Below are 13,178 nucleotides of genomic sequence, written 5' to 3'. Positions count from 1 at the left end.
GGCATCAATATAAGTGCTGTATTTATGCAAAATAAGCTAACAAATCAATCTAATAATGCGCTACAACACGTTGTAGCCAGTAAGCTTGCACGATCTGTTTTTGCTGGATTTGAGGCGATGTTTTCGCAATTTTTAAATATTACACTGGGTGCACAAAGCCGTTTTGAACAACGACAGTATCACAGTGTACAAAGTGCTATGCGTGAACGTTTACAGGTGTATGAGCGCGAAGTTAAAAACGTGAGTGAAGCCGTGAGAATTATTGCTTATGCTGAACTTACTTGCCCGCAAACGTGGCAGTTAGCTAAAAATATTTACGGCGATATGGTAGAAAATCACGAAAATAAACCCATTGCGCATACCTTTTTTAACTCAACGTTTGGCGCAATTTGGGACGATAAAAAAATTCGTACTGTGCATTTGTTTGTATTAAAAGCAAAGTATCGTAGTGAGCCGCGCTCTTATGAAAGCTTAGTGAGCAGGGTATCGCTACATAATGGGTTTAATAACGCCGTTAAAACGCTTATCACTAATCAAGTATTTAGAGTGCCGTTTAGTCATTTAGAACGCGATGTAGCCACATTACAAAGTACGTTAATGCAAGGCGCTAAGCAGCAATGCAAACAGGTGTACGAACTTATAAATTTAAACGACGGGTATATTGAATACGCCAACTCATTATTTTTTAGAAACAAAGCCTGTTATTTAATTGGGCGCTGCATTGCTAAAAATGGCGACAATATGCCTTTTGCTATCGCTATTTTAAATACCGATGAGGGACTAAAGCTTGATGCTGTAATGATGGGCGCCGATCAATTAAGTTTATTATTTGGTTTTGCACGCACCTATTTTATGGTTGATACCGATAAGCCCGCTCGTTATGTAGATTACTTAAGTGTGTTAATGCCACATAAACAACGCTTTGAGTTATTTAACGCCATTGGTTTTATAAAGCACGCCAAAACTGAGTTTTATCGACACAAGGTTGATACGACTAAAAATAGTCCAGCCAACTTTAAGTATGTCACAGCACCAGGGACGCCAGGTATGGTAATGCTGGTATTTACTATTGAAGGGCTAGATTACGTTTATAAAGTAATTAAAGACAAATTTAGTGCGCCAAAAACAGCCACCAAAGCACAAGTGAAAGAAAAGTATAACTTTGTAAAACAAGCCGATAGGGTTGGTCGTTTGGTAGACACACACGAATTTAGATATTTAGCGTTTGATTTAAGCCGTTTTAGCGACGAACTGCTTGAGCAGATGAAAAGCCAAATTGGTAGCAGCATGGTTATATCTGGCAAGGCACTTATTTTAAAGCACGTTTATGTTGAGCGTAAAATGACCCCGCTTAATTTATATATTACCCGATGCGATAACAAAACCTTAGAGAGAGTTATGCATGATTACGGTAAAGCAATTAAAGAATTAGCCGGTGCTAATATATTTCCGGGCGACATGCTAATGAAAAACTTTGGCGTAACGCGATGGGGGCGAGTGGTGTTTTACGACTTTGACGAAATTTGCCCACTAACCGATTGCAACTTTAGAGAGGTGCCACAAACCCAAAATGCACTTGAAGAGCTAAGTAGTAACTCGTATTTTGATATAGCTGAAAACGATATATTTCCGAGCCAATTTAAGGTGTTTTTTAGCGCCAACGAGATTGCGTTTAATTATTTTAATAATGAGCACAGTAACTTGTTTTTAGCGACGTTTTGGCAAGGTAGTCAGCAACAAGTACACAATGGTTATCTACCCGATGTTTATCCTTACAAACAAAGTTGGCGCTTTTGAGGTTGTTTGAATCTGTGTTCATCCCCATCTATATGTTATTACAGTTTTTAAACTTGGAGCAACAATGAAATATATTTCTCATGAAGATGGTAATCTTGCATTTAGTGAAACCGAAAAACCGGTTTTAAAGAGCCATGAAGTACTTGTTAAAGTTGCAGCAATAGGTGTAAACCGTGCAGACAGTATGCAGCGCCAAGGTAAATACCCGGCCCCTGCGGGAGATAGCCCTATTTTAGGTTTAGAATGTGCCGGTGTTGTTAGCGATATTGGTGGTAAAGTTGATAGAGTTTGGCTTAATAAACGTGTTTTTGCTTTGTGTTCTGGTGGCGCTTACAGTGAATATGTAGCCGTTGATGCAAAGCAGCTTATGGAATTACCCGATGATGTAACAATGGCTGAAGGCGCAGCAATAAGCGAAGTGTACCTAACAGCATTTGGCGCGTTATTTGAGCTTGGTAAATTGCAAAAAGGGCAAACAGCGCTTATTCATGCAGGTGCTAGTGGTGTGGGCGGTGCAGCAATTCAAATGGCTAAAAGCGCAGGTGCTACCGTGGTTATTACCGCAGGTACGGATGACAAATGCCGACACGCAAAAGAACTCGGTGCCGATCATGCAATTAACTACAAAACCACCGACTTTGTAGAATATATGAAAGCAAATGAGTTAACAGCAAATGCAATTGTAGATCCTGTTTCGGGGAGTTACTTAAATAAAAATGCCGCTATTGCAGCGATGGATTGCCAAATTGTAATGCTTGCATTTTTAGATGGACGTTTTGCAGAAGTTGATTTTGCCGCGCTTTTACGCAAACGTATTTCGTTTCATGCCTCAACGCTTAGAAATCGTAGTATTGAGTTTAAACGCCAGGTGCGCGACGACTTTGTAGCGCGTTTTTACAATGATATTGCCACTAAAAAGTATGACTTTAACCTGTATAAAACATTGCCTTGGAGCGACGCAAACGAAGCTCATGCTATTTTAGAGCGTAATGAAAATGCTGGTAAAGTTGTTTTACTTGTAGAGTAACTCTTTAATTTTAGGGTTTAGCCCATATACTAAGCCCTATAAAAAACACTTAAGGTTTAATAATGAATCCAATACTAGCAATACTTAAAGAGCACAATGTAAGCGACGAAAAAGTAAAAGCATTGTTTGAAGCGTTTACTCAAAACCCAATGATGGCAATGGCGCTTGTTCAAGAGCTTGGTATTCCGCCAGAAAAACTACAGCAGCTAATGGCAGTCGTAATGACTCAACCGCACCTTATTAAAGAAGCGACTGATGAACTTGGTTTAGATTTTGAAAAAGTAAAAGAAGCGAAAGAAAAACTAAATCAATAATTTTTTATGTGATGAAACAAAAATAAATAAAAGAGCATAAGTATTTACTTATGCTTTTTTATTTGGCTTATTCTTTTATGACTACTCTTTTGGAAGTAGTACGGTGTCGATAACATGAATTACGCCGTTGCTTGCTTTTACATCAGCTTTTACAACTTTAGCGTCATTTATCATTACGCCCATGCTGTCGGCTTTAACCATAACTGATTGGCCTTGTAGTGTTTTCGCACTATCTACCTTCATTACGTCGGCTGCCATCACTTTTCCAGACACTACGTGATAAGTTAATACCGCCGTTAGCTTGTCTTTGTTTTCAGGCTTGAGTAGCATTTCAACAGTGCCTTCAGGTAATTTAGAAAATGCAGCATCTGTTGGTGCAAAAATAGTAAACGGTCCTTTACCTTGCAGTGTTTCAACTAAACCTGCGGCTTTAACAGCAGCAACAAGAGTAGTGAACGAACCATTTTCAACGGCTACTTCAACAACGTCTTTTTTCATACCATGATGATCAGCATAAGCCATTGTAGTAAATCCAAGGCTTGCAGTTGTAAACAATAATGCAGTAGTAATTTTCTTAAACATTTTATTTTCCTTTAAGTTAATACCCGTTGGTTTCGTTAAATGTTACGACGCTCTAAATTTAATCGATCAATTAAAATTAGTAGTCAACATGTTTTGTTACATCATTGATTGAACTGCAGCTAATTAGCAAAGTCATATAAATAGTTACTCAATTAAAGACTTGTTCAATTGAAGGGAATAGGCATGAAATTAGTTTATAAGTTTTGGAAAAATAACCGCTCTCTTATCGTATTTATTGCACTGATGAGCGTATTTAGAAGCGCTGTTGCCGATTGGTACGAAGTGCCAACAGGCTCAATGAAACCGACCATTCAAGAAGGTGACAGAATACTTACCGATAAAATGGCCTACGATATTCGCGTCCCATTTACGCACATAAAATTACTTAAATTAGCGGATCCACAAGCTGGTGATATTATTGTTTTTGACTCACAAGCTGCCGATAACCGTTTAATTAAACGTGTAATTGGTGTGCCAGGAGACACCGTTGCGCTTGAAAATAATGAGCTCATTATTAATGGTAAAAAACTTAATTATGCAGATCAGCGAAGCAACATAGACTCGCTTGATAAAATTGAAGATTTAAACGGATTAGAGCATTCGATAAGAGTGGCAAATATTCCTTCACGTTTATCGGGGTTTGATGCAATTACAATTCCTGATGATTATTATTTAGCAATGGGCGATAACCGCGACAATAGCGCTGACTCGCGTGTAATAGGTTTAATTCCGCGTAACGAGTTATTAGGAAAAGCAGAGCGCGTTATAGTGTCACTTGATTACGATAATTATTACCTACCAAGAAAAGATCGCGTATTGAAAAAGCTGAATTAATTAGTAGTAATTAATTTTGTATAGCGCCCAATCAAATTTTATGAGCACACATTTGGCTATTTTATAAATAAAATAAACTGCCTATTTAGGCAGTTTACTTATATAGTTTTTTACAAGCTTGGTAAGGTGGCTACGCTCTTGTTCGGTATTTAATACCTTACAAAAATCGCCACTTACTGCCGCGCCACAAGCACCTGCTTCAAACCATTGTGATAAATTATCTAAATTCACACCACCAACAGGTATTAATTGTGCTTCTGAAAATGGACCTGTTAATGCTTTAAAGTAACCAACGCCCATACTGCCCGCAGGAAATACCTTAATAATATCTGCCTTATATTCAATTGCATTTGCTACATCGGTAGGTGTTAGCGCGCCCATTAATACTGGTAACCCGTGCTGGTGGGCAAGTTCGACAACCGATTTGTTGGTATTTGGCGTTACAATAAACTGCGCGCCTGCATCAATTGCTTGCTGAGCAAGGGTGGTGTTAATTATTGTGCCTGCACCAATAAGTGCGTTTTTATGAGCTGCACGAGCTTTTGCTATTTCTTGCTCAAAGCCCGGCGTGTTTGAAGTGATTTCGAGTGCGTTTATGCCTGCATTACTAGGGCCTGTTGACCTTTCAGGATTAAAATTTGTTCAATCTAGGGGGTATTTAATCGCGGCGCGAGGTTTGTAACCTAGTGGGCTAAGTAAAAACCGAGCAACAAAGAGTAAATTGCCCCTAGACAGAACCCTTCGGGCAGCGCATGTTTGGCATTTATGCTGCGTTATCGCCTATTTATGGGGAATAACCACACTACATAGGCTCTGCCTTGCCTAAACACCAAACAGTCTGCTGCAAATTTAACCTCGAAAGATAAACAGGCCCGAAACAATCAATTAATGGTGCTACATCACCTTGTTGCTTTAAGCGCAGTATGGCGACTAATTTGTGTTGTTTTATTTGGCTACTTACTTTTATTCTGTTGGCATCTAAAATTTGGGTCATAATTACAATTCACTTTATTTAATACAGAGGCATTCGTATTGAATATACGACTAAACATTGCTTTTGCCCATAAAAAAACCGCTGATGTATCAGCGGTTTTTATTGTATGAGTAATATTACATTACGCGCATACCAGGCTCTGAGCCGTCATCTGGGTTAAGAATATAAATTTCTTTTCCGCCAGGACCTGCTGCTAATACCATGCCCTCAGACATACCAAAGCGCATTTTACGAGGCTTAAGGTTAGCGACCATAACGGTTAACTTACCTTCGAGATCCTCTGGTGCGTAAGCTGATTTAATACCTGCAAACACTTGGCGAGTTTCGCCGCCTAAATCAAGTGTTAGCTTAAGTAGTTTATCAGCGCCTTCTACGTGCTCTGCTTTAGCAATTTTAGCTACGCGTAAGTCTACTTTTGCAAAGTCATCAAATTCTATTTCGTCGCTAATCGGCTCTTTTGCAAGTGGGCTGTTAGGGTCAATAGTTACTTTTGGCGCTAAGCTTTCTTTAGATTCTTCAACCATTTTATTTACTTTATCCATTTCAACACGCTGCATTAACGGTTTAAATTTATTGATAGGGTGGCTTACGAGAGCATTTTGAACGCCGTCCCATGCAAGGTCGTCATTTAAAAATGCTTGTACGTTGTCGGCCATTTCTGGTAGCACTGGTTTTAAGTAAGTAATTAAAACGCGGAACAAGTTAAGACCAAGAGAACACACTTCGTGTGCTTCTTGTTGCTTAGTTTCGTCTTTAATTAATACCCAAGGTGCTGCGCCATCAATAAATTGGTTTGCTTTGTCGGCAAGCGCCATTATTTCGCGAATTGCGCGGCTGTAATCGCGGTTCTCATAGTGTGTTGTAATGCTAGGTGCAGCCGCTTGAAACTCTGCTAACAGCTCTGGTTGCATAATAGTGCTGCTTAGCTTGCCATCAAACTTTTTAGTAATAAAGCCAGCACAACGGCTCGCTATGTTTACTACTTTACCTACTAGGTCCGAATTTACGCGTTGTGCAAAGTCTTCTAGGTTTAAATCAAGATCAACAATACCGCTGCTTAATTTTGCTGCGTAGTAGTAACGTAAGTACTCTGGGTTTAAGTTATCTAAATAAGTACGCGCTTTAATAAACGTACCCTTTGATTTAGACATTTTTTCGCCATTTACAGTAACAAAACCATGAGCGAATACGTTAGTTGGCTTTCTAAAATTAGCGCCTTCTAACATTGCTGGCCAAAATAAGCTGTGGAAATAAATGATGTCTTTACCAATAAAGTGATAAAGCTCAGCGTCTGAACCTTCAGCCCAAAACTCATCAAAGTTGATGCCTTTTTTATCACATAGGTTTTTAAAGCTCGCCATGTAACCAATAGGTGCATCTAACCAAACGTAAAAATATTTGCCCGGTGCATTTGGAATTTCAAAACCAAAGTAAGGCGCATCACGGCTAATATCCCACTGCTGCAGGCCATCGGTAAACCATTCGTCTAGCTTGTTAGCCATTTCTTGTTGAATAGTGCCCGAGTGTAACCACTCTTTTAGCATGCCTTCAAATGCTGGCAGGTCAAAAAAGTAATGTTCAGAATCTTTAAGTACAGGCTCTGCACCTGACATTACAGAACGCGGATTAATGAGTTCGGTAGGGCTGTATGTAGCACCACACGAATCACAACTGTCGCCGTTTTGGTTTTCAGATTTACACGTTGGGCAAGTACCAGTTACAAAACGATCGGGTAAGAAAATACCTTTTTCTGGATCGAATAATTGCGAAATAGTGTGCTTTTTAATATGACCGGCATCGTTTAGGCGGTTATAAATAAGTTCGCTTAATTCTTTGTTTTCTTGGCTATGCGTACTGTGGTAGTTATCAAATTTGATATTAAAGTCAGCGAAGTCGCGTTGGCGCTCTATGCTCACTTGTTTTACCATTTCTTCAGGCGTGATCCCTTGCTTTTGCGCATTAAGCATAATTGGCGTGCCGTGGGCATCGTCTGCGCAAACATAATAAGCCTCGTGGCCCTGTAGTTTTTGAAAACGTGACCAAATATCAGTTTGAATATATTCCAATAAATGACCTAAGTGAGTAGGGCCATTTGCATAAGGTAATGCGCTGGTAATCAGGATCTTTCGCTGCGTCATAATCATTCCGAATTGAGGATAAAACGCCGTTTTTATTATACAAACGGCAATTATCATTAATTTATCTACAAGCTATCTGCTTAGAGTGCGCACAGCTTATGGATTTTTATTAATTGACTGGTGTTAATGCCCTGAATGTTACATAATTCCGTGGCACTTTTCATCAAAGAAACGCTATTTAATTGCTATGTTTGGACTGTCGAAACTATTCTCTTCTAAATCGGTGCAAAAACAACCGATTATTACTGCCTTAGCGGCATATCGTAGTGCGGCTTTTGCCGTCGGTATTGACGAAAGCTTCATTGATACTATTACTCAAAATGACGATAAATCACTACACATTAAATTAACCCTGCCATTTGCTGGGCAATCAGAAATGCCTTTAGTTGAGCAACACGTAAGTGAAAGCTTAAATGTGCCTGTAACAATTAGCGCCAAGGTTATCATTAAAGAGGCAGCTAAGTTTAAGGCGATTAAACATATTGTGCTTATTGCCTCAGGCAAAGGCGGAGTAGGTAAGTCGACTACTGCCGTTAACTTGGCGGGCGCCCTTAAAAACGAAGGCGCAAAGGTGGGTATTTTAGACGCTGATATTTATGGCCCATCTATTCCAATGCTTTTAGGCTTGGTAGGCGCAGAGCCCGTAACTAAAGATAACAAACAGCTACAGCCTTTTGATGCAAACGGCATTAAAGCGCAGTCAATTGGCTTTTTAGTCCCAAGCGATGACGCCACTGTATGGCGCGGACCAATGGCGTCAGGCGCACTTAGCCAGTTGCTTAACGAGACTGATTGGGGTGAGCTTGATTACTTAATTGTGGATATGCCACCGGGCACCGGTGATATTCAACTAACAATGAGCCAAAAAGTACCAGCGAGCGGTACTGTTATTGTCACTACACCGCAAGACTTAGCCCTAGCCGATGCGCAAAAAGGCATTGCTATGTTTAATAAAGTAAACGTGCCAGTGCTGGGCTTAATTGAAAACATGAGTTATTACATTTGCAGCCACTGCGGTGAAGCTAACCACGTATTTGGTAAAGACGGTGCACAAAAACTGGCGCACAAGCACGGCGTACCTGTACTTAGCCATATTCCACTTGCAATAGATATACGTGAGTATTCTGAGCAAGGAAAACTTATTGCCAACGATAACGACGCGGCGATAAGCAAAACATACAGCGCAGCAGCGAGGCTTATAGCCAGCACGCTCTATTATCAACAGCATCACAATGCAATTGAAATTGTGATTACAGAAGATTAATAAATAATGAGACTTTCAGACACACATATTAATGAATACCTAAGCGATGGTCGCATTGTTATTGAGCCTGCGCCAACAAGTGACATGATTTCAGGTGTAACTGCCGATTTGCGATTAGGTAATAAATTCAGAACTTTTAATGCACACAACGCGGCATACGTCGATTTAAGCGGTCCAAAAGATCAGCTAAATAAAGCCATGGAATCAATCATGAGTGAAGAAATAGTGCTTGATGAAGGTGAAGCATTCTTTTTACACCCAGGTGAACTTGCACTTGCTATAACACACGAAAAAGTAACTCTGCCAGCAGACATAGTAGGGTGGTTAGATGGGCGCTCATCGCTAGCACGTTTAGGTTTAATGGTGCATGTAACTGCGCACCGAATCGACCCAGGCTGGAGCGGTAATATTGTTTTAGAGTTTTACAACTCAGGTAAATTACCACTGGCGCTTCGCCCACTGATGAAAATTGGGGCTATGAGCTTTGAAATGCTATCGGGCCCGTGTGAAAACCCATACAACATCCGTAAAGATGCAAAATATAAAGATCAAAACAGTGCAGTAGCAAGTCGTATTAGTGACGATAAGTAATCACCAAATATAGACATTACTCGTCTATTTTATGAAGCGCATAGCCCAGTAATTCAAAATACTGGTTAAGCGCTTCATTTGCTTTATTAATATGCTCAACATTTGGGTATATTAAATTACTACTTTGTAAGCCCCCCACTAAAAAGCTATTTTTTATATTTGAATGCTGCTCAATACAGGCTTCAAAACAACGTGCTGCAAGTTCTTCTGGCATGCTCATATAATTCATATTGTGAGCCTTATCGTGTTCTATACACGTTTGTACAAAGCTATTTGCATCAATACCATCTTCATCTAAAAATACATTTTTATAAAAAGTGTTCAAAGCATTATTAAGTGGATGCGATAAATTAGGCGTGTTTGAAAGCCATAATTTTGAGGCAAAACCAAATCGCGGTTTTGCTGCAAATAAATGCTCGCTTATATGATGATCAAACGCATGAAACCATTCGTGAGCAAGTGCACCACCGCCTGCATTTTTTGCAAGAGCAAGTGTTTGAGAGGCTGCATTATAATGCGCTTGCACACCTTTTTGACCACCATGACCAAATGCAAAGTTAAGTTTGCCACGAAGACCAATAGCTTTGGGCGGTAAATGCAGTATTTGTGCAAGGTCGGCCAGTGCATCGTAAATTAAATTAGCGCTAATGTAGCGCTCTTCTTTAGTTACCCATTTACCGACGACCATTGACCTAAAGCCAAAGGTATCTCTTATATCGCTAAAGTCGACTTGGTCGTCAAAGCGATAGTCGGGGCCTTGGCGAGTAAAGCCACGTTTTAGCCTGTTAGGGTAGTTACGCATTGCAAGTTTCATATAGTAACGAATTTAATCTAAGTAACGTGCTTTTACGTGCTCGGGCATGTGTTGGGTTTGTTTTTGTATTAATTCATCAAGCACATTATAAAGTGGTGCAGGATTTAACTGCTCTATTAAAAACAAACTATGCGCTACGGCTTCAAGTGTGGATAGGCTGTCGGCCCTAGGGGCTTTACGAATAGCATAACGATTTTTAGGTAACTGTTTAAAACTGACCGTTTTGAATTGATTTAGCAATGTGGTGAGCTGCAAAATTTTGTAGGCTTTTTTCCATGTACCATCAACCACGATTAAATGGGTGATGTTTTTTATATTAGATTGCTCAGCGCTATCGTCTAAATTTACAGCATGTTCGTTAGGGTAGAGCAAAACAGTTGAGCTTACTGGCAGTGATTTAAGAATAGAAAAGTCGTCATTATTTTCGCCTTTGACTATTTGGCAATCAGTTAGGCATAAATTGAGTAGTTTAGCGGTATTTTTTGCTATTTTTTCTTCGCTTGGGTGCTGTAGAATAATAACCTTAACTTTGTTGTTTATATTTGTAATTGCGCTGCAAATACAAGTGTTAAGTGCAAAGTTACAATGATTACAAAGTGTGCGTGCCATTTAATAAACTTTTTGTTGCCAGTATGATCCTCACAATTATACATTTATAAGGTAATTAAGTTGGTTTTTTTTACGCATCAATATAAAGTAGTACTATTAAACTGTAATTTACATGGATTGTTTTAAGGGCTTAAAATATGACAGAAATAAATATTGATACATCAGCATTAGAGAGTATGGAATCGTTATTGGGTGAGCAGTTTGCTGATACACTTGATTTTTGCTGCTCGGAGTTTGAGCGTTTAGGCTCTGAAGTTTTAGCAACCATTGGAAAAGACAGAGAAGCGGCGATTCGTCATTCTCATAGCTTAAAATCTAACGCTGCGCAGTTTGGTGCTTCAAGCCTTGCTGAAGTATCTCGCGTTATTGAACAAAATTTAAACCTAGATAACTTAGCTGAAGCCATCGACGCATCTAATAGCTTAATGGCTCAAGTAACAGGCTCTCAAGCTAAGCTAAATGAATGGTTAGCATCTCGTTAATTATTGAAACTGAAACGTGAATTTATTTCAGTACTAAGTAATCAAATACACTGGCATTTTGCGCCTTTACTAGGTTAGTCTAAAGACTCACTAGGGCGTGTTGATCTTTCGGGATTGAATTTGCAACGAGTGTCTGGTTTTTAGGTTAGGCAGAGCCTATGCAGTGTGGTTTTTCCACATAAATAGGCGATAACAACACATAAAATCCAAACACGCATTGCCCAGAGGGTTCTTCCTAGGGGCTATTTTCTCTTTGTTACTCAATTTTTACTTAGCCCACTAGGTTACAAATCTCGCGCCGCGATTAAATCGCCCCTAGGTTGAACAAATTTAATCCATAAAGCCAATACGCCCTGAAGAGGTAAAAATGTCTGATATTAAAAAGAGTCACAAATTAGAAGGTGTATGTTATGACATTCGTGGGCCGGTTTTAGCGCAAGCTAAAAAAATGGAAGACGAAGGTCAAAAAGTATTAAAATTGAATATAGGTAATCCGGCTGCTTTTGGTTTTGATATGCCAGAGGACATGCACCGCGATATTATCCGCAACTTATATTCAGCCCAAGGTTACTGTGACTCTAAAGGCCTCTATTCAGCCCGCGTGGCTATTTATCAGCATTACCAACAACGTGGATTACATAATTTAGATGTAGATAACATTTATATTGGTAATGGCGTAAGCGAACTCATTCAAATGATCACTCAAGCGCTATTAAATAATGGTGACGAAGTGCTTATTCCTGCTCCAGATTATCCACTTTGGACTGCTTCGGTCACGTTATCGGGTGGTAATCCGGTACATTATTTATGTGATGAAGAGCAAGATTGGTTTCCGGACATTGCAGATATAAAAAGTAAAATCACTTCAAAAACAAAAGCATTGGTATTAATTAACCCTAATAATCCAACCGGTGCGGTTTATAGCGACGACTTGTTAATGCAATTAATCGATATCGCACGCGAACACAAATTACTGTTATTGAGCGATGAAATTTACGAGAAGATTTTATACGATGGTATAACGCATACTTCAATCGGCTCACTTTGCGACGATGTGCCTATTATTACTTTTAATGGTTTAGCAAAAACATACCGTGCAGCGGGGCTGAGAATGGGGTGGATGGTTTTGAGCGGTCGTACCTCGGTAATGGATGATTTACGCAAAGGCCTAGAAATACTTTCATCTATGCGTTTGTGCGCAAATGTACCTGCACAATATGCAATTCAACAGGCGTTGGGTGGCGTGCAATCAATTGATAGTCTAATAAACCCGGGTGGGCGCTTATATGAGCAGCGTGATATTGCATGGCGTGGATTAAATGCTATTGAAGGCATTAGTTGTAAAAAACCTAAAGGCGCGCTCTATGCGTTTGCTAAAGTTGATACAGCACTTTTTAACGTTAAAGATGATGAAAAGATGATGTACGATTTGCTAAAAGCCGAAAAAATATTACTTGTACATGGCAGGGCGTTTAATTGGCCCGAGCCGGATCATTTTAGGTTGGTATTTTTACCAAGCAAAGATGATTTATCCGATGCGATGTTAAAAATGAAGCGCTTTTTTAAAGACTATCGCCAAGTATAGTTATTAAAAAAATAATAAAAAAACGAGCCAAATTTGGCTCGTTTTTTACTTTAGTCATGAATATATTAACAGGGCGTGTTGATCTTTGTGGATTGAAATTTGTTCAATCTAGGGGCGATTAAATCGCGACGCGAGGTTTGTAACCTA

14 protein-coding genes are annotated in these 13,178 nt (G+C 39.5%); 8 read left to right on the top strand and 6 right to left on the bottom strand.

The window, feature by feature from the left end:
- The first annotated feature begins 24 nt into the window (after positions 1-24).
- The 3 genes from aceK to GQR39_RS08250 all read left to right on the top strand — a co-directional run bounded on the left by aceK (position 25) and on the right by GQR39_RS08250 (position 3,138).
- On the top strand, positions 25-1,797 hold the full coding sequence (gene aceK / locus GQR39_RS08260; RefSeq protein WP_165735340.1) for a bifunctional isocitrate dehydrogenase kinase/phosphatase: 1,773 nt from the start codon (positions 25-27) through the stop codon (positions 1,795-1,797).
- Positions 1,798-1,861: 64 nt separating this feature from the next.
- On the top strand, positions 1,862-2,824 hold the full coding sequence (locus GQR39_RS08255) for a zinc-binding dehydrogenase (RefSeq protein WP_010554229.1): 963 nt from the start codon (positions 1,862-1,864) through the stop codon (positions 2,822-2,824).
- A gap of 62 nt (positions 2,825-2,886) precedes the next feature.
- Positions 2,887-3,138 (top strand): DUF2999 family protein, encoded by a 252-nt coding sequence (locus GQR39_RS08250; protein WP_007582532.1) that lies wholly within the window; start codon positions 2,887-2,889, stop codon positions 3,136-3,138.
- A gap of 81 nt (positions 3,139-3,219) precedes the next feature.
- Here the strand turns inward: GQR39_RS08250 and GQR39_RS08245 are convergent, their stop codons facing one another.
- Positions 3,220-3,720 (bottom strand): fasciclin domain-containing protein, encoded by a 501-nt coding sequence (locus tag GQR39_RS08245; RefSeq protein WP_007582534.1) that lies wholly within the window; start codon positions 3,718-3,720, stop codon positions 3,220-3,222.
- A gap of 183 nt (positions 3,721-3,903) precedes the next feature.
- Between GQR39_RS08245 and lepB the strand changes: the two genes are divergently transcribed.
- Entirely contained in the window at positions 3,904-4,554 is a 651-nt protein-coding gene (gene lepB, locus GQR39_RS08240; RefSeq protein ID WP_007582535.1) for a signal peptidase I, read from the top strand.
- 81 nt (positions 4,555-4,635) lie between these two features.
- Here the strand turns inward: lepB and GQR39_RS08235 are convergent, their stop codons facing one another.
- The 3 genes from GQR39_RS08235 to metG all read right to left on the bottom strand — a co-directional run bounded on the left by GQR39_RS08235 (position 4,636) and on the right by metG (position 7,686).
- Positions 4,636-5,151, bottom strand: coding sequence for a bifunctional 4-hydroxy-2-oxoglutarate aldolase/2-dehydro-3-deoxy-phosphogluconate aldolase (locus GQR39_RS08235; RefSeq protein ID WP_165735431.1), 516 nt, complete (start codon positions 5,149-5,151; stop codon positions 4,636-4,638).
- A gap of 205 nt (positions 5,152-5,356) precedes the next feature.
- A complete protein-coding gene (locus GQR39_RS20280; RefSeq protein WP_029753733.1) occupies positions 5,357-5,548 on the bottom strand; it encodes a hypothetical protein in 192 nt (63 codons plus the stop codon).
- 116 nt (positions 5,549-5,664) lie between these two features.
- Positions 5,665-7,686, bottom strand: coding sequence for a methionine--tRNA ligase (gene metG, locus GQR39_RS08225; RefSeq protein ID WP_007582537.1), 2,022 nt, complete (start codon positions 7,684-7,686; stop codon positions 5,665-5,667).
- Between the two features lie 187 nt (positions 7,687-7,873).
- Here metG and apbC point away from each other — a divergent pair, with 187 nt between their 5' ends.
- Positions 7,874-8,950: an iron-sulfur cluster carrier protein ApbC gene (gene apbC / locus GQR39_RS08220; RefSeq protein ID WP_033026641.1), complete on the top strand. Its 1,077-nt coding sequence runs from the start codon at positions 7,874-7,876 to the stop codon at positions 8,948-8,950.
- 6 nt (positions 8,951-8,956) lie between these two features.
- Positions 8,957-9,541, top strand: coding sequence for a dCTP deaminase (dcd, locus tag GQR39_RS08215; RefSeq protein ID WP_007582539.1), 585 nt, complete (start codon positions 8,957-8,959; stop codon positions 9,539-9,541).
- 16 nt (positions 9,542-9,557) lie between these two features.
- Here dcd and GQR39_RS08210 read toward each other — a convergent pair whose 3' ends face one another.
- Together GQR39_RS08210 and GQR39_RS08205 are read right to left on the bottom strand one after the other, a co-directional pair.
- Positions 9,558-10,343: a CLCA_X family protein gene (locus GQR39_RS08210; protein ID WP_165735430.1), complete on the bottom strand. Its 786-nt coding sequence runs from the start codon at positions 10,341-10,343 to the stop codon at positions 9,558-9,560.
- Positions 10,344-10,367: 24 nt separating this feature from the next.
- Positions 10,368-10,964, bottom strand: a complete 597-nt coding sequence (locus tag GQR39_RS08205) for a tRNA-uridine aminocarboxypropyltransferase (RefSeq protein ID WP_010554237.1) — start codon at positions 10,962-10,964, stop codon at positions 10,368-10,370.
- 137 nt (positions 10,965-11,101) lie between these two features.
- Here GQR39_RS08205 and GQR39_RS08200 point away from each other — a divergent pair, with 137 nt between their 5' ends.
- Both GQR39_RS08200 and GQR39_RS08195 read left to right on the top strand, forming a co-directional pair.
- Positions 11,102-11,446: an Hpt domain-containing protein gene (locus GQR39_RS08200; RefSeq protein ID WP_007582543.1), complete on the top strand. Its 345-nt coding sequence runs from the start codon at positions 11,102-11,104 to the stop codon at positions 11,444-11,446.
- 367 nt (positions 11,447-11,813) lie between these two features.
- A complete protein-coding gene (locus tag GQR39_RS08195) occupies positions 11,814-13,031 on the top strand; it encodes a pyridoxal phosphate-dependent aminotransferase (protein WP_024608138.1) in 1,218 nt (405 codons plus the stop codon).
- The last annotated feature ends 147 nt before the right edge of the window (positions 13,032-13,178 follow it).

Origin of the sequence: Pseudoalteromonas sp. C8 (assembly GCF_011378685.1) — a bacterium.
GTDB classification, from domain to species: Bacteria; Pseudomonadota; Gammaproteobacteria; order Enterobacterales; family Alteromonadaceae; genus Pseudoalteromonas; species Pseudoalteromonas arctica.
The sequence above is the reverse complement of the archived record's forward strand: the minus strand, read 5'-3'. Positions and strand labels throughout refer to the sequence as shown.